The 22456-nt window shown below is 63.4% G+C and carries 24 protein-coding genes and 2 pseudogenes; 6 read left to right on the plus strand and 20 right to left on the minus strand.

The features are described from left to right. Positions 1 to 526: 526 nt before the first annotated feature. From OCL88_RS14995 to OCL88_RS15010, 4 genes are all read right to left on the minus strand, one after another. Entirely contained in the window at positions 527 to 1342 is an 816-nt protein-coding gene (locus OCL88_RS14995) for a hypothetical protein (protein ID WP_243542950.1), read from the minus strand. Continuing rightward, a complete protein-coding gene (locus OCL88_RS15000) occupies positions 1335 to 2024 on the minus strand; it encodes a helix-turn-helix domain-containing protein (protein ID WP_243542949.1) in 690 nt (229 codons plus the stop codon). The genes OCL88_RS14995 and OCL88_RS15000 overlap by 8 nt, the downstream gene beginning before the upstream one ends. 226 nt (positions 2025 to 2250) lie before the next feature. Beyond that, positions 2251 to 3417 carry an ATP-binding protein gene (locus OCL88_RS15005; RefSeq protein WP_243542948.1) on the minus strand — a complete coding sequence of 389 codons (1167 nt, stop codon included), beginning with the start codon at positions 3415 to 3417 and terminating at the stop codon, positions 2251 to 2253. A 280-nt stretch (positions 3418 to 3697) separates the two neighbouring features. Further along, on the minus strand, positions 3698 to 4300 hold the full coding sequence (locus OCL88_RS15010) for a DNA-binding protein (RefSeq protein WP_264963029.1): 603 nt from the start codon (positions 4298 to 4300) through the stop codon (positions 3698 to 3700). Between the two features lie 406 nt (positions 4301 to 4706). Between OCL88_RS15010 and OCL88_RS15015 the strand changes: the two genes are divergently transcribed. After that, positions 4707 to 5300: a hypothetical protein gene (locus OCL88_RS15015; protein ID WP_243542946.1), complete on the plus strand. Its 594-nt coding sequence runs from the start codon at positions 4707 to 4709 to the stop codon at positions 5298 to 5300. A 77-nt stretch (positions 5301 to 5377) separates the two neighbouring features. Here the strand turns inward: OCL88_RS15015 and OCL88_RS15020 are convergent, their stop codons facing one another. From OCL88_RS15020 to OCL88_RS15035, 4 genes are all read right to left on the minus strand, one after another. After that, entirely contained in the window at positions 5378 to 5959 is a 582-nt protein-coding gene (locus tag OCL88_RS15020; protein ID WP_243542945.1) for a hypothetical protein, read from the minus strand. 64 nt (positions 5960 to 6023) lie between these two features. Next, on the minus strand, positions 6024 to 7256 hold the full coding sequence (locus OCL88_RS15025; RefSeq protein ID WP_243542944.1) for a hypothetical protein: 1233 nt from the start codon (positions 7254 to 7256) through the stop codon (positions 6024 to 6026). Positions 7257 to 7284: 28 nt separating this feature from the next. Beyond that, positions 7285 to 8913, minus strand: a complete 1629-nt coding sequence (locus tag OCL88_RS15030) for a relaxase/mobilization nuclease domain-containing protein (protein WP_243542943.1) — start codon at positions 8911 to 8913, stop codon at positions 7285 to 7287. A 4-nt stretch (positions 8914 to 8917) separates the two neighbouring features. Further along, complete coding sequence (locus tag OCL88_RS15035; protein WP_243542942.1) at positions 8918 to 9310, minus strand: MobC family plasmid mobilization relaxosome protein; 393 nt, start codon at positions 9308 to 9310, stop codon at positions 8918 to 8920. A 238-nt stretch (positions 9311 to 9548) separates the two neighbouring features. Between OCL88_RS15035 and OCL88_RS15040 the strand changes: the two genes are divergently transcribed. From OCL88_RS15040 to OCL88_RS15055, 4 genes are all read left to right on the plus strand, one after another. Then, entirely contained in the window at positions 9549 to 10238 is a 690-nt protein-coding gene (locus tag OCL88_RS15040; RefSeq protein WP_243542941.1) for a hypothetical protein, read from the plus strand. Between the two features lie 31 nt (positions 10239 to 10269). After that, positions 10270 to 10581: a hypothetical protein gene (locus OCL88_RS15045; protein ID WP_243542940.1), complete on the plus strand. Its 312-nt coding sequence runs from the start codon at positions 10270 to 10272 to the stop codon at positions 10579 to 10581. Between the two features lie 146 nt (positions 10582 to 10727). Then, positions 10728 to 11015, plus strand: coding sequence for a hypothetical protein (locus tag OCL88_RS15050; RefSeq protein WP_243542939.1), 288 nt, complete (start codon positions 10728 to 10730; stop codon positions 11013 to 11015). Between the two features lie 9 nt (positions 11016 to 11024). After that, positions 11025 to 11378 carry a VOC family protein gene (locus OCL88_RS15055; protein WP_264963030.1) on the plus strand — a complete coding sequence of 118 codons (354 nt, stop codon included), beginning with the start codon at positions 11025 to 11027 and terminating at the stop codon, positions 11376 to 11378. Positions 11379 to 11737: 359 nt separating this feature from the next. Here the strand turns inward: OCL88_RS15055 and OCL88_RS15060 are convergent, their stop codons facing one another. The 9 genes and pseudogenes from OCL88_RS15060 to OCL88_RS15095 all read right to left on the minus strand — a co-directional run bounded on the left by OCL88_RS15060 (position 11738) and on the right by OCL88_RS15095 (position 19682). Beyond that, the gene (locus OCL88_RS15060) at positions 11738 to 12007 is read right to left on the minus strand and encodes a ParB family protein (protein ID WP_052474217.1); all 270 of its coding nucleotides are present in this window, start codon (positions 12005 to 12007) and stop codon (positions 11738 to 11740) included. Then, the gene (gene ssb, locus OCL88_RS15065) at positions 11994 to 12758 is read right to left on the minus strand and encodes a single-stranded DNA-binding protein (RefSeq protein WP_243542937.1); all 765 of its coding nucleotides are present in this window, start codon (positions 12756 to 12758) and stop codon (positions 11994 to 11996) included. The genes OCL88_RS15060 and ssb overlap by 14 nt, the downstream gene beginning before the upstream one ends. Next, the gene (locus OCL88_RS15070) at positions 12755 to 13018 is read right to left on the minus strand and encodes a glutaredoxin family protein (RefSeq protein ID WP_243542936.1); all 264 of its coding nucleotides are present in this window, start codon (positions 13016 to 13018) and stop codon (positions 12755 to 12757) included. Before OCL88_RS15070 ends, ssb begins: the two co-directional genes overlap by 4 nt. 546 nt (positions 13019 to 13564) lie before the next feature. Next, entirely contained in the window at positions 13565 to 13807 is a 243-nt protein-coding gene (locus tag OCL88_RS15075; protein WP_021474734.1) for a hypothetical protein, read from the minus strand. 479 nt (positions 13808 to 14286) lie between these two features. Next, a complete protein-coding gene (locus OCL88_RS15080) occupies positions 14287 to 14649 on the minus strand; it encodes a hypothetical protein (protein WP_225740155.1) in 363 nt (120 codons plus the stop codon). A 99-nt stretch (positions 14650 to 14748) separates the two neighbouring features. Continuing rightward, a pseudogene (locus OCL88_RS21305) lies at positions 14749 to 15234 on the minus strand (TniQ family protein); the annotation flags it as partial. Then, complete coding sequence (locus OCL88_RS15085; RefSeq protein ID WP_166186494.1) at positions 15231 to 16139, minus strand: TniB family NTP-binding protein; 909 nt, start codon at positions 16137 to 16139, stop codon at positions 15231 to 15233. The pseudogene OCL88_RS21305 and the gene OCL88_RS15085, both read right to left, overlap by 4 nt. Positions 16140 to 16141: 2 nt before the next feature. Further along, entirely contained in the window at positions 16142 to 17827 is a 1686-nt protein-coding gene (locus OCL88_RS15090) for a Mu transposase C-terminal domain-containing protein (RefSeq protein ID WP_243542935.1), read from the minus strand. A 199-nt stretch (positions 17828 to 18026) separates the two neighbouring features. Continuing rightward, a complete protein-coding gene (locus tag OCL88_RS15095) occupies positions 18027 to 19682 on the minus strand; it encodes a ParB/RepB/Spo0J family partition protein (RefSeq protein WP_264963033.1) in 1656 nt (551 codons plus the stop codon). A 14-nt stretch (positions 19683 to 19696) separates the two neighbouring features. On the opposite strand from OCL88_RS15095, the gene OCL88_RS15100 reads away from it, so the two are divergent. Then, a complete protein-coding gene (locus OCL88_RS15100) occupies positions 19697 to 19852 on the plus strand; it encodes a hypothetical protein (protein ID WP_264963034.1) in 156 nt (51 codons plus the stop codon). A gap of 467 nt (positions 19853 to 20319) precedes the next feature. Here the strand turns inward: OCL88_RS15100 and OCL88_RS15105 are convergent, their stop codons facing one another. The 3 genes and pseudogenes from OCL88_RS15105 to OCL88_RS15115 form a co-directional block, all read right to left on the minus strand. Further along, positions 20320 to 20667: a DUF3846 domain-containing protein gene (locus OCL88_RS15105; RefSeq protein ID WP_021474739.1), complete on the minus strand. Its 348-nt coding sequence runs from the start codon at positions 20665 to 20667 to the stop codon at positions 20320 to 20322. Between the two features lie 66 nt (positions 20668 to 20733). Then, complete coding sequence (locus OCL88_RS15110) at positions 20734 to 21165, minus strand: hypothetical protein (protein ID WP_264963035.1); 432 nt, start codon at positions 21163 to 21165, stop codon at positions 20734 to 20736. Between the two features lie 628 nt (positions 21166 to 21793). Then, positions 21794 to 22340: pseudogene (locus OCL88_RS15115) on the minus strand (DNA-processing protein DprA); the annotation flags it as partial. Between the last annotated feature and the right edge of the window lie 116 nt (positions 22341 to 22456).

Below are 22456 nucleotides of genomic sequence, written 5' to 3' on the forward strand. Positions count from 1 at the left end.
ACTGCCCCCCCCGTGATCTTATCCGGGACCTGACCGCAGTTGATTTTCCATCACCGGGTCATGCGAAGGCTGCCCCTCCCCATGACCCGATAAGGGCTGATTTTAAAGAAGCTGAGGAAAGTTGAGGGCAGATCTCCCGGCATCCCACAAGTGATTACATTGATGTCACCCAAGGCCGTCTTGCCGATGACTCGCGCCATCGCGCAGTCCGTGACGTCGTCGCCCGTACTCCCGCCAGCTATCCTCGTTCTCCGCGATGATGCCAGCGAATTAGGAACGGTCAATTGCCCCACCCGTGCGCGCCGATAACAACGCATATGTCAGTACGCGCCAGTCATCTTGTGCAGCGGCGTGGGCTATGGCGCAGAGTACAACGATTTCGGCTGTGTCTAGGTCCTGCGCTTCGTCGACGAGGATGGCCAGCCCAACATTTTCTTCTTCGGCTGCCAGCGCAAGGTCCTGGATGAGCTTTTTGAGGTCCGTTTCAAGGACGAGCCTGAACGTCCCGAGGACCTAAGACCGCGGGTCAGTCCCTCTTGAGCCGGTTCACAGGGGGCAATTGGAGGTTGCTGGCCAGGATGCGCAGGGCGTCCATTGCCTGTGTCCGGTCGACCGCTTCGAGCAGTTGCCAAGAGCGGTGGCCCGAATTCCCCAGGGCTGTGTGCAGTGTGATGATGCGGGACCGGTCGCTGCCGCCCATCTCCTTCGCAGTCTCCAGTGGCTTCTTGATCGTGGCGCACAGCACGACGGCGTCATCCAAGTGGCGGTCCCTGTCCCGGGAGTCCTCCTTGTAGGCCGCACCTTTGAGGACGAGAGCACCTAGGGCGTTGGGGATGCTGATAAGGACTGGCTCGATGTCGTCGACCTTAAGCCGACAGTTGACTGTCCGCTTCAGTGCTTGAGTGCCGCCGGAGACCTGGAACGGCTTGCGGCCACCAATGGTCGGCACCTTGCTCTCGGGCATGTGGTCGGCAATCATAACGTCGATCTGTTGCTTGTCACGGACAAAGCGGTGGGCCGGCGCCTCGTCGTCGATGGACTTTTGCAGGGTGTAGCCGAGCTTGGCGAGGACAGCCATGACCGACGTCGTCGTCGCTGCCCCGGTTTCGATATGCAGCACTATGTCCACATCAGCTGTCGGCCGGGATACGGCCAGCCCGGCGGCCGCGGAGTGCAGCTGGACCATGAGTCCGCCCACCAGTGTCCACTGAGTCGACGGCAGTGCCCTGGCCAGTTCAATGCACTGCGGCCAGGGCGTGCCCCAGCCGCCCGGCGGAACTGGGACGTCCCAGACCTCGCGATGGTCGTCCTCGGCCACATCGGCCAGCACGGGTTCAGACATGAAGCAGCTCCTCGATCACGCGTTGGCCGGCGCTTCGTTCACGGATCGCAAGTGAACGCATGAGGTCCACCGCGACGGCGGCAATGGGTGCCCGTCCTTCGGCGAAAGGTTCCTCCAGCTCTACCTCGTGGATGACGGCATTGCCCTCGGGATCCTCGGCCAGCCCGAAGGAGTTGGCAAGGGCCCGGGCGTCGCCGGCCATGACGTAGCCCTCGGCGATGCCGCTGCCGCCGGTCATGCCGAACGTCTCTGCCGTTGTTTCATCCCTCATGGCTGTCGCTCCGCTGGCGATCAGGTAGTCGCTGAGGGCCAGCAGCGCGTCCGGCGTGGCCCGGTAGCGGAAGGTGCGGTCCTTGTTCCTCGCCAGAATGGAAACGGCGTGGGCGTCCAAAGTGCTGAGCCGCTTCTTCAGCCGCGACTTCTCCGAGGCAGAGATCCAGGTGGGGTTCTGGCCGGACAGTATGGCCAGTGCGGCCCAGGCGATCCGAGCGGTCCAAGCTCGGCCGCGCCGTGTGCCGGTGGCGGTTAGTCGCTCGACGGAGCTGCGGTCGATTACGAGGGAATGGGCCGTCCGACCGCTGGTGATGAGCTGGCCCGAGCGGAGCAGGTCATGAACCGACGCACGGGTGATACCGAGCATCTCGGCCACCTCAGTTACAGTGAGGCCGTTCAAAGAGTTCATACACTAAACCATACGTTCATGAGGATAAGTGTCAACCTTATACACTATTCCCAACAATCGTGGGGAATAGTGCAAAGTATGCGGTAATGAGGTGAGGCCTACAGTGAGGCAGCTCGTAGTTCGCTGAGACGGGAGGGCATATCGAGCCAGATGTTGCTCTGACTTCTTTCCTGAGTATCTCCTCAGCCAGGCCGCCAGAGCTCGGAGTTAGACCATCTCACTACAGTCACTTGGGTTGGCGCTTTATGAAAGCTGCCATCCCCGGGACTGTGAATGCAATGACACCGTGCTCGGGAGCGTAGACGAGTCCTTTGGAGATGAGGTTCGCCCGGATGGGGCCGAAGCTGGCTGGTCCTCGGCCCAGTCGTGATGCTATTTCCCCTGAGGAACTGCCGTTGTCGCCGTCCTCCGCCATGGCTCTTAGGTAGTTCTGTTCCGCTCTGGTGGCCCGATCCCATCGTGCCCGGAAGAAGCCGCTGTCCAATGCCGCTCTGCCGTTGGCTGCTCCAACCCGGGCATCGTCGTAGGTGATCGTTCCTCCTGCGGCGGCGTTCCATGTGTCCTGCCCGAATTGCTGCAGGAAGTATGGGTATCCCGCGCTCTCATCGACTATCAGTGCGACGGCCGAAGCGTCCCATTCGACGCCGTCGTCGGCGGCAGGCTTGGTCAAGGCTTCGGAGGCCACGGCTCCGCGGAGTTCCTCGATTTTCTCGTAGTTGAAGCGCTCCGCGTAGGATTTCGCTTCGGCGAGGACCCTGGGCAGGCTGGGCAGGCCAGCGAATGCGAACAGTACGCGCCAGTCATCTTGTGCAGCGGCGTGGGCTATGGCGCAGAGTGCAACGATTTCGGCTGTGTCGAGGTCCTGCGCTTCGTCGACGAGGATGGCCAGCCCAACATTTTCTTCTTCGGCTGCCAGTGCAAGGTCCTGGATGAGCTTTTTGAGGTCCGTTTCAAGGACACCGGTGTCCGCTCCCCCGCCTGAAGCACCGTCCAGATCCAATCCGAAATTCCAGGCTCCATTCTGGTCATATGAGGCCTTGAAACTGACGGCGGTCTTCAGGGCTTTCAGCAGCCTCCTGCCCGCGGAGGGGCGGGCGAGGTCGGCTAGAGGGCCATGGAGCGCTTCTCCCAGCGCTTCGCGCAGGGATTTTCCTGCGCCTGCTTCGACCTGCGCGACGAGCCAATCCCGGTCGGCAGCTGAACGCCGGAAATCCGAGAGGAGCACGGTTTTCCCGACCCCTCGGAGCCCGTAAAGGACGAACGGTTGGGCTGACCGGCCGGCTTCAACCCGTTGGATTGCGACTTGCCAGTCCCGTCGGGGTCGATCCCTGCCGACCAGTGCGGCCGGTTTTCTTCCAGCACCTGGCGAATAGGGATTGGCTACGGGATCCATGAAGTACCGCCTCTTCCGGTCTATCAATGTCTAACAAAGTATAGCGAAACACTAGATCCTAGTAGATATTGATATTTTCCCGCCCAAGGTTCACGTCGACAGATGTTTGACAGGAGAGGACTGGCGGGGGACGAAGCCCCACAACGGTGCGCACGCCGCTCGCTTCCCGAGGAGGCATGGCGCAGGACGGCTCCTCCCCAGGATCGGGAACTCCGGCAAGTCCCGGGCTCAGCAGTCCCGAGCCTCCGGGAACCATGGTCACCCCCCGATTGCCATGGAGTTACTGCTCGGCGGCGCCGGCCTGCGGGGTGATCCGGGCAAGGAGGGCGTTATGGGCTTCCTCCAAGGTGGCTGCCCGGGCTTCAGCGATGGCCAAGGCACGGACTGCGTCGGCGGCTTCGGAGGCTGCGGTGCGTTCTGCGTTCTGTGACTCTTCCAGTTTCTGCCCCAGCTCGGCTATCTGGCGTTCCAGTCCGGTGCGCCGTTCCTGCAGGCGGGCGAGCTCTTCTGCATGGGCCGTGGCGGTGGCGTCCTTTTCGGCGCTGGCCGCATCCAGATCGGCCACGAGCTCGGCGATCTCCTGGTCCTTGTCCCGGCGCTCCTGAACCCACAGGGCCTCGATCGCGGCGTGCCGTTCGTTCGCGAGCGTGACCGCTTCGGCCCAGGTTGCGCCGGCGAGACGGGCGGCTGATTCGAGCAAGGCCGGGGGCGTAGCGGCGACCTGTCCCCCAACGGCCTGCCGTTCCTCGTTCCACTCCTTCAAGTACCGGGTCGCGTCGGCGTTACTCACCCCCGCCGCGGCGCGGACCGTCGAGACCGTCGGCCGACGCTCAGCACTGATTTCCTCGGCGGCGGCGTACACCCGGTCTTTCGCACTCAACATCATCGCAGCCTTTAGTAGTAGGAGTAGTTTCGATACTACTCCTACTACGAGAGACGTGGAAACCGCGAGAGAGGGGTTCGGGACTGAGCACCTAATCCGGGGACCAGCGGGGACAGCAACTGGCGCATCCGTGGGCTGAAGTGTCGGTATTGCCGTCCTGCCAGCTACCCCTGGAACACCGATAACAAGCGTCACCGTCCCAGCCCATGCGAGGGACAGAGAAGGTCAACGGGTCTTCACCTCGATAGGGTTGGAGAACCCCCTTACGGTTACAGTGTGGGTTCGGTCCGGATCGTGACGCGAAAACGGGAGAAAACTTTCTCGCCGGCAGTAGCGGCATAGACTCGGTTCCGGCCTTGGAGTTGTTGGGCCTCACTGCTCTAAGAATTAGGGGGAGGAAACTGTCATGCGTGCGCTGGATCCTGAGTTTCTGACATTCCGGTACAGCTGTGAGTACCGTGGCATTCCCGGGCGCCGGTACAACCAGACGGACCCGGTCGAATGGGACCTGGCCATCGAAACGGGCACGTTCGTGTTCGACGATGATGAGGATCCTGACGGGGTGGTACCTGTCGGTGATGCCCGGTTCTGGGTTGTTCCGGACGCCGGCACGATCGACTTGCTCGATGCCTTGGACGCGGTCGACCAGGAAATGCTGAATGTCGCGGAGACGCTGGTCCATGAACGGCCGGACCTGTTTTTCGCAGCACGGATGGATCTCGGCGGTGACTTGCTGGTCGTTCCGGAGATGACGATTGATCCGCGCTTCCGCGGCCACCAAACCGGCCACGCTGTTCTGACGGCGATCCTGACCACGGTGGCACGCAACACCACCCTTGTCGTTCTGGACGCCGCTCCCGTCCTGGAGGACGGCGTGCCGGAGGGTTCACCACAGCATGTGCAGGCCAGGGCAGCGCTGCGGCGTTACTGGAGTGAGTACGGCTTCCAGGAAGCAGCCGGTGACTACCTCGCCCTGGTCATCGGCGACGACACCCCCTAAGGGGCACGCCAAAGGATCCCGGCCAGCCACGGTACGGTGGGCCGGCTCCGTGTCCTCATTGCCCTGACGGGTGGGTGTCAGGCCGACTTCCTGGCAGCTGAACTGTGGTGTGCGGCGGTACTGTGGTGGGCGGCTTTGCCGGTGAGGGTGAGGGACCCGCTGTCGGTGGTGAAGGAAATGACACCCTCGGCGAGGAGCTGGGTGAGTCCGTGCCGGGTCTGGCCGCGGTCCCATCCCATGACCGTGCGGATCTCGGACCAGGCCGGTCCGTGGCCCCGACGTTCCCAGGACGCCCGAATCATGGTGGTGAGGTGCTCGACGACGGCCGGGGTCAGGTCCACCGGGGAGGCTTGGGCATTGCGGCGCAGGTACGCGTTCTTCCGGGACTCGTACCGGGCAGCAACCTTTTTGATGGTCGGGATTTCGTTGTTTTTCACCATCGCGTCGGCGATGGCTTGATACCTGGACCCGGGCCGGTACCTGTCGACGTACTCTGCCAGCTCGTGCACCCGGGCTTCGGTGATCCGTTCGGGTGGCACGAGCCGCTCCAACCAGCGCCTGGCGTCGTCCTGCCGCCGGACCAGGCTCCTGCGCTTCGGCCTTCTTTTCCTGCCGGGCTTCGCTGCTTCGGGCAACGTCTTCGTCTCTAGCTCACCCATTAACACACCCTACCGACGCTTGATTCATTGTTCTGGGATTTTTCGATTCCTGGATTTCCGGCCCTTAGCGGCTGGGGCCGTTCTTGCTGCGCTCGGCACCCTTCGATGCCCCAGTGAGGGTCTTTCGTGCTTTGGCTGCCCCATTACCCGTGATCAAGCCCGCGCGGGGATGAGTGGCCTCGCTGCGCTCGGCAGCTACCCGCCCCCGCACCTGGGATTCGGTGGCGCCGCTGGCGGCCAGTGAGGCGGCGAAGGCCTTTTGCTGTTCGGCCGAGCCGTAGTCGCTGTCGGACGTCGTTTCCGCTTTCAAGCCCTGATCTTTCAGCCGACCACGGTCGGTGCCGGTGACGCGGTCCTCGATCTCACGTCCGACACTTTCCAGGCGGGCGAAGAGTTCCTTCTCGGCCCGCTCGTAGCGCTGTTTCTGGGTTGACCATTTGTCGCCGGTGAAGCCGCCCTCGGCCAGGAGTTTGGCTTCGTGCAGTTTCTTGGCCGCGTCCACGAAGGCGGGGTCGTTGAAGTGCTCCGACTCCGCGCCGTTGACGTTCGCGGTGGTTTCCTCGCGGAGCTGGTCGATGTCGGGTCCGTTGATGCCGTCCTTGCCGATGAGGAACAACCGCTCCTTGATGTCGGCGTCCGCAACGTCCAGGGCTTTCGGGGTTTTCGCGTTGTGGGCGCGCTGGAGCCCTTGGGTGAGTTCGGGGTTGGCGAGGTATTCCACCGGCACCTGGTGGCGTTCCATTTCGGGTGCAAGTTTCGCGGCCTGGGCGCGGAGTTCTTCGTTGCGGGCTGCCGCGAGCAGTTGCATGGCCTTTTCGTGTTCAGCGGCAGCTTTACGGGACTCTTCCTGGCTGCGGGCCAGGGCTTCCTGCCGCGCACGTTCCGTGGCGATGGTCTGGATACCTGATTCAAGGTAGGCGGTGTCCGCGCCGACGTCGTGTTTGTCGATGCCGTACCGTGCCAGGACTTCCTGACGAATCTTCTCCGACGCTGCCAAGGCGGCCGGGTCGTGATCCTTCCACGCTTCAGCCACAGTGTAGGCGGTGGCGATATCCGAGGGCTGGGCTTTGTCCCACCACTGATCCTTCTCCACCGGGGACAGTGCCGCGCGGGCGGCGCTGCGCTCCGCCACCAAACGTGCCTGGGCTTCGTGCGCGGCCCGGGTGTCGTGATGTTCTTGTTGGCGCTGGGCTTCCTGCCGTTGGCGGGCCAGCGTTTCGGCGACGCGGGATGCGATCATCAGCGATTGCCGCAGTCCGCCGTCCAGCAGGTCGTCCATTCCGTCCGATTCACTCATGGTGTTCCCCTCGCACTAGTGGTGTTGGTTATCGGTCAAGTACTGGCCCGGAATCCGGTCCGGTCCGGGTGGTTTTCTTCGCCGGTGTTAGCGTGCTTGGAACGGCGGAGCCGGGACGGATCGGGGCCATGCCGCGCAAGCCCAGCTCCACCGGGTTCCGTCCCCCGCCACGTGGAGATACTGCCTCCATTGCACCTACGGTGACCGGTCGCGGCATGGTGCCCGCGAAGGGCTTCAGCTGCGTTGCGACAACGGTCCGGATCCGCTCGGCTTCCCGAGCCCGGCCAGATTGCTTGTGCATCTCGTAGATGGCCGCTGCCATGTTCGCCAGCTGCACCATCAGGGCAGCTTGGGCGGCTGGTTTGTTCTTCGAGGACGCGGCCAGGAACAGCATGGCCGTGCCGGCGATGGACGGCAAAGCCACGGACTTGCTGTGCTCCCGGGGTGCGCGCAGCTGCGCGGTGCGGGACAGTTCAGCCGCCGTGGCCGCCAACGGCCCGGGAGTCGGTTCAAGACGGTGGGACCACGCAGCGAACGCCCCGGACACGTCCCGCGCGGCTTTCGCCCAGGTCGCGTGATCATCCAGCGGGACCGAGCGCAGTTGCTCCGCCAATGCCGTGGCGTTGCGGGTGTAGTCCACCCACACCTGCGGCGACGGTGTCGCCTTTTCTGGCCCGGTCCTGGAGACCGTTCGCTTGTTGCGCGCCGCGGCGTTCCACTCAGCCGCGGCCTCGGTCGCTGCCTGCGGTGAGTCCACCCATTCCTGACGCAGGGCACCCAGTCGCAGGTCGGTCGCGAGGGTGCCGCCCCCGAACCAGATGGGCCGCTCCCCCGGCTTCGGCCGTTCGGCCACGGAGTACCCGACAATGACCTCCGTGGTGTTCTTCGCATACCGCGGCCGCAGCAACATGCCCGTGTTCCGGGCGCGGCGGACGAACTCCCCTTCGGTCGCTGAAGCGCTGGCACTGGCACGGACCTTCCGCGCCAACGAAGCCCGGTGCATTTCCCGCTCATCCCGCACGGCGGTGGCCTTCTCCGCACGGTCATAACCACGGGTCGCGTACACGGCCGAGAGCTGTTCCAGGCCGTACTTGACCTCCAGCTCGCGGCAGGCCTGCTGGGCTCGTTTGTAGTCCCCGTGGGTGGAGGCTTTGGTGCCGTCTTCCCGGACGAGGGACACGGCGATGTGGATGTGGTGGTTGCCGTTCTCGCTCGTACCGTGGTTGATCGCCGCCCACCGGCACTGCGCTTTGCCGCTGGCCGCGGTGAAGCCCATCGCGTCGACGAAGTCGTTGGCGATGTCGCCCCATTGCTGGTCCGTCAGGGCGCCTTCTTCGGCGCGCAAACTCAGCGAGCAATGCCACACGCTCGCGTCCTTGTACCCGACGTGGACGCGTTCCTTCTTCGCCGCGTCCCAGGCGAAGTCCTTGACCCTGATCTCTACGCCGAACAGTTTCCGTGGCTGATCCAGATGCTTCGCGATCGCGATCGCGTCTTCGTGGTCCAGGACACCGTCGTCGTACCAGGCCATGATCGCCGCGTCACCGGCTACCAGGTGCGGGTCGGTGTGCGCGTTCTTCGTCTTGTCGGTATCCGTGGAGGCCAGATAAACCATGAGGCCGGCCATCCGTGAACCGCGGGTGATGTTCGGGATCACTGGCTCACATCAATCCCTCAATAGCCTGGTCAATGCGCATCGCCACGGAGCGGATGTGTTTCAGGGCTTCACGGGCCTCAACGGGGAACTCCCCCGTTGCGTTGGCTTGACGTGCGAGCTGGTTGATGTTGTTCGACGAACGCGCCAACAGGTTGTGCAACTGCATCAGTTCAGCGCCGATGGCGCGCCGCTCTGTCGGTGAATCCGTGCGCTCGGCCAGGGCGGCCGACACCAGCAGGTTCGGCACCGTCACTTTCTCCCGCTCGGCCCTGGCAACGAGCGCCGCTTCCTCTTCCACCGTGACCCACACGTCACGGCGCTTCTTCGATCCCGCAGGCGCATTCGCCCGGCGCCGCCGGGACAGGTTCGGACGGCCAGTAGTTTCTTCTTCCGGCATTCCAACCCCCTCTCCCAAAAGGCCCAGCGTAGCGACCCCGAACCGGGGACCCACAAGCCAGTGTCGCCCACAAACCCGTCAGGGTCAGTGAGCGACACGCCATTTACACCCGTGTAAATGTATAGCTTGCTTCGCTCTGGGGTTGTTTTGCGGCACACCCCCCGATATGCCGTGGGAGGCTGCTTTTGGTGGTTAGGGTGGGTTGGGTCTGAACCAGTCACAAGCCTTTGGGGGGACCATGCTGAACGAAGACATCAGCGGCGCTCCGCGCCTTGCCGAAGCCCGATACCGGGAAGCGAACGAAAGCCATCCCGAACACGTCCACGTCAGATTCGACATCGAACGCGGACCCGGCATGCACCTGCTCGACAAAGCCACCCAACTGCTCCACAGCTCCGACTACCTGGTCGGCGGTGTCATCGACGGCCTCGCTACCGAACATCTCCGCAACGCCACCGGGACCACGGCCAGCATCGGAGAAGACGGCTACGCCGTCTTCATCACCGCGAACGTTCCACCGGAAAGGGCGGATCCTGCAGCGTTCTCCGGGCACACCGCCGCCAGGGCGGCGGTGTCGTTGACGCCGGGACAGGCCGCGGTCCTGCCGGCCATCGAAGAAGCCCTCACCGAAGTGCTTCCTTCCTCGCGCCGGCATCACTCCGGTGCCCTGGCCGAACGGTTCGCCAAAGAACTTCCCACCCGCGACCAGGTCACAGAGGCCTACCACCGGCCAACCCTGGACGAAGTCATCGACAAATACGCAGAACAATACGACCCCGACGGGCGCTTCCTCATGCCCAAGAGCCTCAGAACCGTCGCCCTCTCCTACCCCCACAACGCCACAGCAGCACCTGCTGCAGCGGCTCCCGCCGCCGCAGCAAACGGCGCCGCGCAGAGACCAGCGATCAGCGCCGGTTACGGACGCTGAACCAACCCATCCAAGGAAAGGCAAACGCAGCATGCCCATCGATATCGAACGCACCAAAGACCAGGCCCGCGCCCTCCTCAACTCACGCATCAAAACAGTCGAAGAACTCGTCAAAGCACGACAGCGCGTCACCGACCTCAAAGAACAACTCGCCAGCGCAGAACGCGACGACAAACGCGCCTACGTCAAAGCCACCCGCGACGGCTGGAGCCCCGAAGAACTCAAAAAACTCGGCCTCGAACCAGCCGCCGCCGGACGGCGCCGCAAAACACAGAACAAAACCACCAACACCCCCGCCGCGGACACCGACCTGGCAGGAAGCGGCACCGCCCAGCAGCTCTGAAGCCCCTCGCCCACCCGGGCACGGCAAAAGCTAAAAACCTCCGGGCTTTTCCCGCACCCACGTGGACGACGGGACCCACCTGCCGGCTGCACACAACCACCACCACACCACCCCCTCAAAGGCAAACCCTTGAGGGAGCGGTGGCCGTGCACAGCCTCCCCCCGAAGGTGGTCACCACAACGGCCAAGCTACCCATGGGCCAACACCCGCTGCCGGCTCCCCCGGGCATCGTTAACCGGGTTCTTTTCCGCCAGGACAACGACGACAAGAGCGCAGCTGCAAACGCCTTCGGACGGATCCCGGCACGGAAGGACCGTGTCCCGAAACACCATGGGCGGACCAATGTGTGCATGGGGTTCGGGCCGGAACGGTCCAAGGCAGAACAGCCCTCACCGGAAATCGTTGGGCCGATGTTGTCGAAAAGGGATGTTTAGACTCTGCTCATGACGACGATCGGAAGCGTTTTTCTCCCCGTCAGCGACACCCGGGCATCAGCGGAATGGTTCGCCGAAACCTTCGACATGCGCCCCATCAGTGTTGAAGAACATGCCGCAGTCCTCCAGACCGGGGCCTCGGGCCACCGGCTCACCCTGCTCGGACCAGCCAGCGGGATCAGCTCACCACCCGGCCTCCCCTGGGCACCGTTCAACCTCCTCGCAGAAGACCTGCACGCCACACACGACCGCTTGGCCCGAACCGGCGGTAACCCCAGCGACATCAACGGCGACAACCAAACATGCTTCTGGTTCACCGCCACCGACCCGGACCAAAACACCCTGCTGATCGTCGACCGCTGAACACCCTCGACGCGGCAACAACCTAGCCAACCCAACAACCCACAAGAGCATCAAGCATCACGCCCCTACACCGGGGACCAATCCCACGACTTCCCACAGCAAGAAGGCTCCACCCCACAGGGTGGAGCCTTCTGACGTATCGTCCTGCCAGATCCAGGTGCCGGATGCCTCAACTTCACCCCGCCCGCCCGACAGCCCGGGCAAGCATCGCGCACCGTGTATACGGTGCCGGGCACGTGGGGAGTTAAGGCAGAAAAAGGGCCGGCAACTCCCTGCCCTTTCTGTTCTTCGGTGAAGACAAAAATGCCATCTCACTCAAGGTGGCGATGCGTGCGCACCCTCCGGTGCGGCACCGGGGTTTACGAGTGGTCTTCGTGGGCTGCTGTTTCAGCGCGGGTCCGTCGTCCTGGCCGGAGACCGCCGGCCTTGATGCCCTCCCATTTCTTCCCGCCGTTGTACTTCCGCTGGACGCGCCGCAACTCCCGCTTCACGGCGGCTTCGACGAAGTCGTTCACCGAACCATAACCCTCCAGCACGCCCACGTTCTTCACGACGGCGCGGATCTGTTCCGCGTCATCCTGGGTGAACTTGGCCGTGATGGAGTTATCGTCCCGTTTAGCCCGCTGCACGGTCCTCCCGACGTCCTCGTTGTTGGTCACGCTCAACAATGACGCCCTGGAACTTCAAGGACACCGCCACGTCTTCCACGACCAGCTCCTCGACGGTTTTGGGCTGCCCGTCTTTGCCTTGGAATGTGCGGGACTTGATTGTTCCGACCGCGATGACCCGGGCCCCTTTCGTCAGCGACGCATGAGCGTGCTGGGCTGTCGCGTTCCAAGCACTCGCGCGCAGGAACACGGTCTCCCCGTCCTGCCATTGCCGGGTGTCCTGGTCCCAGGTTCGGGGTGTGGAGGCGATGGTGAAGTTCGCGACCACGGCACCGGTGCCCAGTTCCTTCAGCCGCGGGTCGGCGACGAGGTTGCCGATCACCGTGACCGGCTCCCCCACGGGTGCATCAGCAGGGGTTGCCGAGGCATACCTGGGCTGCCCTGCCGGATCCGCGTCGCCGTCGGTCTGGCTGTCAGTGGACCCGGCGTTGATGGCGTCCGTGGAGGGGTGGTATGTGGCGGTGGTGTCCGTGAAGGGGTATCCGAAAGTGGTGTCCATGGGCCAGTCCGGAAGACCTGGCATCACCAAGGACCCGCCTCCCGGCGCGATGTCGTATTCCGTGTCGCTGGCGGTGTCGGTGTAGGGGTTGCTGACGGGGACGTTGATCCGTCCTGTGGGGTTGGCGGTGCGGCCGAACTCTTCAAGGTCGTCTTGCCGGCGTCCGCTGAGCCGGAACCGTTCGTTGGCCTTCCAGGCCTCGAGGGCGCTCATGCCGCTTTACGGCGCAGCGCCGCCTGAGTCAGCTTGTCCATTCGGATCCCGGACCAATGATTTTCACCATCAGCACTAACTACGACCGGCGCCTCGGAGTAGCCAAGCTCTTCGCTGATATACGTCAGCGCTTCAGGGACTTTGGTGATGTCGACGGCCTGGTAGGTGATGCCTTTGCGGTCGAAGTACTCCATCGTCTTGACGCAGTTCGGGCAGCCGGGCTTGGTGTACACCGTGTAATCAGGGGTTGAAGAAGTCATTGTCAGTCCTACGTTTCGTATCAGTTCTGGTTTCGTTCGTCTGGTCGACTTGATACCTCAATTCTACCGTTATTCAGGTAGAAAACAAAGCGTTTCAGCCCGTGTTTTAGAGGTTTTGATACATGTAGATGTCCCGCGGAAAGAACCGATGGCGGGCCCGGCCAGGGTGGACATTGTCATTTTCAGAAGCTGACGGCACAAAATGTCAGAAGTCCCCTTCAATAGGTCATTCTGTGGGTACTGCGAGCAGAGATTGGCGTTCTTTGCACAGGAGTAGAGAGCACCCAGAGGTCACAAGTCCTCTGCAGAACCGATCCTGGCGTATTCAGCCCTGCCGGGAAAATCTTTGGGTTTTGGCCCGTTTGAATAGCCTTGTCACGCCTCGGCGACCTTTCATTCACCCGTAACTAAGGGGTTTCCTGAGTCGTCCCGGCTGAGAAAACCGATGTCGCGCGGTTGGTTGGCCGGGCCAGTTAGCTTCGTCCCATGGGGAAGGGGCCCAAGCGGGGCTGCCGCTCTGAAGCGACGTTCCGCCCCAAAGTGTGGTCAGAAGGTCTTGCTGCTGGCATTACACCGAGCGGCGTGGACGGTAATGCCTCCGCTGACACCCAAGCTCAGAAGCAGGGCCAGGAAACCGACACTGGCTGCCGCGAAGTAGCTCACTGGCATGGGCGCGGTATCGACTACCGGTTCCATGTACGCCCAGATAGTGGCACCAGCGGTAACTCCCAAAACGGCGATCAGGCCGGTTAACACCCACACGGCAATGGCCAGAATGATCATCTTCATAGCTCCCCCAAGCCGAGTACATTCCCCTGTTGTTGATAGATCCTAACCGTGGGTCATGGCAGGTAGCCGCCGATCATTTTCTTCGGCCGTGCCGCCGTAGGCGCGGCGGACGCTGGTATTGCAACGGTTGAATGATGATCGTTGCGTCATCGCGGAGGAACATTCCGGGTGGCCGATGCCCCGGCTGGACTCATCCGCCACTTACGAAACGGGGGAATTGTGAGTACATCAACTGCGAACGCATCACTGGGCATCCCCCCAACCAACAAATTGGCCATCGCGGCAACAGCGTTGGCCGGGTTTGCCTTTGCCGGCATCTGGTTCTTCGGCTTCGGGGGTTCTTGCAACCTTCGCTGCGGGCGCCGGCCAAAGTGACACCACATCCGGACCCTGACCGTTTGACGGAATTGATCACTTTACCCGCTACTTATTCTAAATTCCGCAAAGGCAAGATCCATGGGTTGAGCGATTCCTGCGCCTCACGGCTCCCCGCCGTCTCGGGTCTGTAGCCCCCGAAAGAAGGCGGAGTCTGGGCCCCTGCCGCTGACGGTGTCGCTCTCAAGCAGTTGAATCGCCGTCGCCGTTGCCTCGAGTGTCCGGATCTGGCTGTCGATCGTGTACCCCTCGTGGGGTTGCCATTTCAAAGGTCCTACCCGCCCGCCATGGCCGGCCTGATCCCAGATCCCCATGATCATGCGATTTGCTGTCCGGCACTCGGTCAGGGGTGCATTGAGCTCGTCGATGATAGTGCGCATCAATCGGAACCAGGTCCCGGCCTTGACCTGCTGGCTGAGCAGCTGGACTCTGCCAGTCGCCATGGCCTGCCAGGTTCGTGTGTCCATCGCCAACACCGTGGCCGGGACAGGCCTCGGCGATGGCGTCCTGTATTCCCAGCCAGCGAAGTAGTTGGGCGACTTCGTCCGGGTTTCCAGAAGACATCCATGGGATGGGCAGCTAAGCGTCAGCGGCAACAGCCACAACAATTGGTAAGGGTAGGGCGGTGCCGTGGTCTCGATGCAGTGCGGGCATGCCCGCACTGCCGGGCGAGTCGGACACCATGGCATCCACGGGTAGATCTCTCGCGGCCACCGTATTTCCGCTGGCAGGAGCACGGCGAATTGTCGCGTGTACTTCGCGAACAGCCCGGGGTCTGGTTCAGTCTGGTCCAGGAGCCATGGTGACCAGCCGCTGAGGCTCATTCTCCGGATCCGGCGTGTATCAACGCCGGTTCTACTCGAGAGCTCCTGGGCGAAACGTCCGGGTGGGCAGGTGTCCAGGTCCGCGGCCCATCCGGGCCAAAAGCCCAGATCAGCGACGAGATCTTCGAGGTGGACGTCGTAGCGGTCGGCGATTCGTCGAAGCCAGGACGACAGCGCTTCGCCGGGGATCGGTGCCGGGTGAACGGGCCAGCGCCGCACCACGGTCACTGCAGTTGTTTTTCGAAAAGCCTGCGCCGCTCCGTTGGCCCGATGTAGTCCGCCAGGGTCAGGGTCCGGTGGTTGATCCGTTCCTCGCCTGTTTCCACGGCAGCGACCGCGGCCGCCGTGAGGAGGTGGGCGAGTTCACCGATGGTGCCTTCACTGCGGGCCAGCAGATACCTGGCCATGTCCTCGGTTTCGATGACCGACGGTAAGCGCAAGGGGAATGCCGCGGCGAAACTGGCCAACAGCGACCGGGCCTCCATCCCCACTTCCCAGAGCGGCAGAATGAACGGTTCGAACCTGTTCTCAAGCTGGTCATCGGACCGGACAGCCAGATAGGCCTCCCGGGTGCCGACGCCGACGAGCGGGATGCGCAGCTCGTTGCCCAGATACCGGAGCAGGTTCAGGAACTCGCGTCGTTTCTCACCGCGGCCGGCCAGAACATTGTGGAACTCATCGATCACGAGCATCCGGGCGTCGACTTCGAGCAGGAGCGAAAGAGCCAGGCGTTCGGCTTCGGGAAGACGCAGGTTTGACCGGAAGGGCGCGCCCATCGCATTAAGAAGGGCAGTGTAGAACCGAAGCTCCGAGGGTTCGGAGGGCATTTGCATGCACACGATTGGGATGTTTTCGCCGTCCGTTCCCGTGACGGGCGGATGCAATCGATGGAATCGCTCAACGATCATGGTCTTGCCATTGTTCGTTGGCCCAACCAGCAGGAGGTTGGGCATCCGCTGCTTCTTCGGCCAGCTGAGCAGTACTTCCAAACGGGCAATCGCGTCCAAGGCCTTGGGATAGCCGATCCACCGATCCGCGCGGATGCGCCGCAGTCTCTCCTGGGAGGGCAACTTTGCCACCTCCCGCGCTACGGGATGCAGATGCAGTAAATCCCCGGTCCCGTTAATTTCCACGGTCACCACTCCTCGATCTGTTCGAAGGGTTGAACGGAAACCTCTTCCGGGTCGTTTCCTCTCGCGCTGTCCGGTGGCGGCGGCACTTTCGACGGGGTGGGGTCGTGTCGGCCCGGGTCCTTGGCGTGTCTACGCCGTTCGTTTTCCCTGCGGATACGCTTGGTCGTTTTCACAGCAGTCTCGGTGACCCGGCGCATTTGCTCGATCATGCGGAACAGTGCCGCCTCGTCCACTTGGGCGGCACCGAGATCGTGTAACCGGGCCAGGGCCTGCCGGTGCTCCCACATGCTGATGGGAGGATTGGCGATCGATCGGTACGGGACCTCGACGTAGTGGCGCCCGTCCGGTTCCAACACCCAGATCCGGCTGATATCGCGGGGATCGCGTCGAACGATGAACGGCTCCAGCTTGCCGCGGTGGCTGATCCACGGTTTCAAAGCGTTCGCGAAGTAGTGGACATGATCGACGACGAAACCCGTTCGGGTCAGCGTGCGGCGGATGACCGGGAGGAAGTCCACCAGGAACGACGTCTGGTTAGCGGCAACGGCTGGCACGCCGGTGGCCGCTACCCCGACGGCCCATTTGGCCGCCGGGGTTTGTCCCAAGGTGCTGTGCACGGTGCCGTGATAGCTGGCAACAGCCAGCACCAGCCACTTCTCAAGCTCCGGCAGCGTCAGGGCAGCCAGCCTCTCCGAGTCATACCGGCCCCGCTCCCCGGGGTTGGAAAACGTCGTTCCTGGAAGCTCGTGGATCCTGCGCATGGCCGTGCCGATGACGCGTTCGACGATGCCGCCGTAGTGGGGTTGTCCAAGTGGACGGTAAGACAATCCAATGCCGTGCTGCTCGCAGCCACGACGCAACGCCTCGCTCTTGAACTCGGACGCGTTATCCAGAAACAACGATTTCGGTTTGCCGCTCATCGACCAATCCACCTCCAAGCCGAGCCGCTCAAGCCAAGGACGCTTGTCACCAACGGCGTGGGCCAGGCACAAACCCACAGACACGGCCGATGGAGGTTCCAGCGTCACTACCATGCCCACAAGAGCTCTGCTGAAAACGTCGATGGCCACAGTCAGATAGGGGCGGCCTATCGACTGGCGTTCCCTTTCGTCGACGATGACCACATCGATGATCGTGTGGTCGATCTGTACCTGATCCAGAACCGAAGGGATCAGCGGCACCTTACCGCCGGCGGCCTGCAGGGTCCTCACTGCATCCGGCCCTTCCCTGCGGCGTCCCACTTCAACCGGGTTGAGCATGGAAATACGCCGATCCACCGTGTTCCGTGTCGGGGGCTTCAGGCCTTTCTGCGTGCAAGCCTGGGCAATGTCCCGGTGGAGCGCGGCGACAGAGAGTTTTTGGCGCGTCATGAACCGCCGGCGGATCAGGTCGCGGGTGATTTGCTCGACGGGTTCGGGCAGCCGGTTTCGGCCTTTGCCTCCGGTGGAACGATGGACCGCCAGGTCAGTTACGAGACCCGCTCCTTGGCGGTACCGTGCAAGCAACACGTAGACCCTGCGTGGGGAGATACCAAGCTCCGCGGCCGCTTGGTCAACGGCAGCACCGCTGGGGCTCTGGCGCTGCGCCAACGCCCCGATCACTGCGGCACGAGTCTTGGCCTGTTCCCACGCGGCATCCGACATCGTCAGCTGCCCATCGGCAGCAACACGACGCGGATCTGCATCCATGCCTGCCTCCTCTTGGGGAACAGGAGTACCGAACAAAAGCACCATAATGCACGGGACTATCGCGCAACCAGTGTTCACAAGTGCTGTGCACAACTCCCGGAATCAGCGGGAACTTTGTGCCGTCAGCTTCTGAAAATGACAACATATCCGAGCAAGCGCACTGCGGAAAGCTCAGTCCGGAGGCAAACTCATGAGTGAGTCACGCCCCAGCACCAGACTGCCGACCGCTCACAGAGCAACCGCGTAAAGACTTAGTGCCCATGGGGCAGTCGGCCAGCTTTTTGGTGGTTAAACACGGCAGGACCGGCGCGGGCCGGTCCTGCTTGTTCCTCGGACAAAGGAAATCTGTGATCCAGCCTAGCGGATTGTACCTGTAGCCCGGTGGTTGGGGAGGCGCGGCCTGTGGTGGGTGGGTGCCTGGCGGCGTGGGGTGGCGGTCCGCCGCTGGTGAGTGGCTGCTGTGGTTCCCCCTGAGCGGCGGACCGCCCGACGTGTGGGAGGTCCCCGGCCCTGCGGCTGTCGGTTCGTCTTCGCTTTCGGTCCTTTCCTCGGTTTCTGTGCTGGGGTTGGTGAGGATGATCTTTTCAACGTCGCTGGGTTCGTACCCCCAGGCGGTGAGCTGGGTGAGGTAGTAGCGGGTGTCGCTGTTGCGGGTCCGCCAGCTCGTGCGGTCGATGTTTGCCTCGTAGGCAGTGATCATCGTGGCGAGGATGACGGTTTCGGGTTTGGTGTTGGGCTTGTCGACGTAGGCCGTGAACTCCCCGTACCCGGCGCCGGCGCCCAGCAGTTCCGCCGTGAGGTCGGTCTTGTTCAAGGCTCTGGTCAGGATGTAGCTGGAATGGGCAATCGTGTGGGCGATGAACTTCTGGGCGTTCTTTGGCAGGGCCTTACGGGCCAGCAAGGTTTTGACGAACCCCCTGCGTACCACCTCGGCCGAATCCATGGCTTTGTTGTTTTCAATGACTTCCCGGCGTGCGGCCTTTTCCTCCTCGGTCATCCCTCCTGCCGGGGCTTTGCCATCCTTCCGCAGTCCCCGGGCTTTCCAGTCCGCAACGGCGAAGCGCGTCACCACACCGCTGTATCCGATGCCGATATAGACTGCGTCGGCGTCGGCCTCGCTGAGGCGTTCGCCCTCGGCGGTGGTCAGGGCGGAGATCATCGCGGCGGATCCTTTGTAGTCGTAGTAGCCGGGGTCCTCTTCGAGCACGGTCAGGCCTCTGGCGGCTGCTTCGGCGCAGGCTTCGGCGATCAGGGCGTTGTTTCTGCGCTCGTCCCGGAGCCGTTGGGCCCGGTGGGCGAAGTTGCCGGGGTTCTCGATGGCGAGGCGTTCGAGCAGGGCCACGGCGTCGGCATCGTCTGCGAATTCCTCGATCACCGCGGACTGCTCCAAGGTCAGGCCTTGGTCGAGTGCCTGGGCGGCGGTGGCGTTGGCTTTGACCTTCAGCGCGGTTTCCACCAGTGCTTTCTTGGCTCCCATTTTCCGGGCGATGACGCTGGCGCTCACTCCCAGCAGCGCCATTTGGTGGAACGCTTCGGCGCGGTCGCCGTCAGTGAGTGCGCTGCGGTGGTCGTTCTCGACGACCTGGGTTGCGAGTCGTTCCGCTTCTTCGGGCGTGTCTCCTACCAGCACGGGAATGCTCGCGACTCCTGCCTCGATGGCTCCGAGCGTGCGGCGCTGTCCCATCAGCACGTGCACGGTCCCGGCCTCGGTCCGGTGCGCGACGACGGGGACCAGCACGCCGTGCTCTTTGATGCTGGCTACGAAGTCCGTGGTGAGGGCGGCATCCTTGCGGACGTTGATGTCCACGGTCAGGGTGTTGGGGTCGAGCATTTCGAGCGTGGGTGCTGCATTCATGGTGTTGTTCCTTCTTGTCCGAGAAGTTGGAGGGCGGGGCGCTCGTTGGTGACGGCCAGCTCCCCATCTCCCCCAGTTGTTTTTGTTGCTGGCACGTAGTGCTCTACGGGGCCGACGGAGGCGTCTCCTCCCGCCAGGGCAAGGTGCTGGAAATCTTCGAAAGGAAATAAGCGACACAGGAGCGCCGTCGAAGAATTCCAGGGCCGCAGGGCCCCGGAGCTTCGCGGAGGGGTCAGGAGCTTGAGCCGGAGCGGAACCGTATGATCCGCAGGACAGCCACAAAAACGTCGTAGACAAACAAGTGATGACGGGCAGGAGCTCTGCGACGGACCGGCAACACCCAACAGCCGGCCACGAAGCGAAGCGGAGAGGACGCCCTCATGGGTGCGAGCCCTGCGAGAATGCCTTTTCCTGGACCGCTCCCCCATGCCCAGGTCAGCGCAGGCTTGGGGTCGCCGCACGCGCCAAGTGACCAGCGCCGGCTCTCATGCGGGAACGGCGGGCCGTCGCCGGCAACCACCCGCCCAGGCGGCCACCCGCGGCGGACCGCCCCGCCCACAAAATGCGAACGGCCCATCACCGCTGGGGGAATCCTTGCCGGGCGGTGAGGTTGCCGCCCGGCAAGGAGTCCGGCTGTTTAGGCGGCTGGGTGAAGTCCGAAAAGCTGTTGCGCCGTGTCGATCAGATGCTCCGGGACGTCTGCTTCGTCGCCGTCATCGGTTTCGCCCAGCACAACGACATCGCCGCAGTAGACATCTGCCAGAACACCGGTTTCTTCCAGCACCAACTGCGCGGCGCGGCGGTTCGGTGCAAGCTGCATGATTTTGCCTTCTTCGTTCAGGTAGAAGTGCCAATCATCGACGGTAACGGCTTCGATGTTTCCGGCCACGAGGGTTTGCAGGTTGGCTAGTCCGGCGTCGATGGTTTCGATGCGGGCCGGTTTGGTCAGGTCGGCGGGGATGACCAGGGCGGTGCAGGTGCTCATGGGTTTGTCCTCTCAGAAGATGATGCCGGTGCCCCGCCTACGGGCGGGGCACCGGTTTGGTGGTGGTTAGACGGCGGCGGAGAGATTGCAGGGAATCCAGTACCGGCCGGGGAGTTCGGCGGCCGCTTCGGGCAGGTCGGCCGGGCCTTGGGCTTGTCCGTTCTTCCAGTGGAAGTACGCCTGCTCACTGATGGCGTTCCAGAAGGCGGCCTTGGTCCGGTAAAACATGGTCCTCACGTCGCCCTCGCAGTAGGTGGCCATGCCGAACAGGTTGCCGATCTCATCTGCGGTGCGGATTCCGGCGACCATGACATAAGGCCACTGGCCAAGGTCCCAGCCGTCGCAGCCCCAACTGGGGATCACGGCCCAGCCGTGTTCGCCGATGACGTCCATCCAGTCGTAGCCGTCGTTCATGTGGTAATCCACGAGCACGGGCACATCGTGGATGGTTTCATCGGTGTCGAGGGTGGTCACGGTCATGGTGATGACTGCGTTCATGGTGTTGTTCCTTCTTTGTCCGAGAAGTTGGTGGATGGGGCGCTCGTGGTGACCGGCCAGCACCCCTCTCCCCCGTTCGTTGTTTTGGCTGCTGGCGAAGCTTGCGGAGCTGTGCCCGACGGAGGCCTGTCTACCCGCAAGGCAAGGGACGGGAAATTCCCGAAAGGAAATCAGCGACGCAGGAGCGCCGCAGGGAAATTCCCGGCACGCAGGCCCCGACGAAGGAGGGGCTAGACGGGCCGGAGCGGGCACGTACAATCCGTCAGGACAGCAGCCAAAACGTCGAAGACAAGAACAGGGCCAGGACGTGCAGGAGCCCTGCGACGGCCCGGCCTGGCCCCAACATCCGGCCACGGAGCTTGCGGAGTGGACGCCCGCTTCACGGTTCGCCCCGGCGAACCGGCCCTCCAACACCACAGCTCCGCGCCCAGGCGAGAACACCGGCCGGTGCGACGCGCCACCCGGGCAAGCCGGGAACAGCCCTGTGCTGTGGCGGTCCGCCGCCGGCAACCAACCACCCCAGGCGTCACGACGGCGGACCGCCCGCCCACCAGAGGCGATCAAGCCATCAAAGCAGCCACGCGCCTTGGTGGCCGGGACCTTCGGCAGGTCCCGGCCACCGTGGGGGTTAGCTGGCGAGTAGCTCGGCGAGTTCCTGGGCTTCGGTGACCAGCGCGGCGCCGCCGTCGCGGATCAACCGATGACACCCTGCGGAATTGGCGCTGTGGACGGGCCCCGGTACCGCCGCCACGTGGCGTGCGATGGTCTCGGCCTGATGGGCGGTGTGCAGGGCACCGGAACGCCAGCGGGCCTCCACGACACAGGTCACCCCCGCCAGCCCCGCAATCAACCTGCCGCGCTGAAGGAACCGGTACCGGGTAGGTGCCGTGCCCGGGGGCTGTTCGGAAACGATCAAACCGCGGGCCCTGAGCGCGGCGGCGAGGTCGGCGTTCCCTTCCCCGTGAACCCATTGAGCGTTGCTCGGTGGGCGTGCGCGTCGATGCCGTAGCCGAGGACGGAGACGATGCAGATACCACGCCAGCCAGCTGATAGGCCATGTCGCCGGTCACCGCCGCACCGTAGCTGGTGGAATCCCGCGAACCGGTCAACGCCACAGCATGCTGCGGGGCAGGGATCCCCTTCGCGATATCGCCCCGGTACCAAAGCCCGTACGGTGGCCGGTCCCCGAATCGCCTCCCTTCGGAAGAAAGGAGGCCGCAACATGGCGAAGCGCAAGCCGAACCACCGTTGAGGCATTTTGAGCTGCGTCATTGGGTTTGGACGCTTGATC

Source organism: Paenarthrobacter sp. PAE-2, assembly GCF_026013155.1.
GTDB lineage: Bacteria > Actinomycetota > Actinomycetes > Actinomycetales > Micrococcaceae > Arthrobacter > Arthrobacter ureafaciens.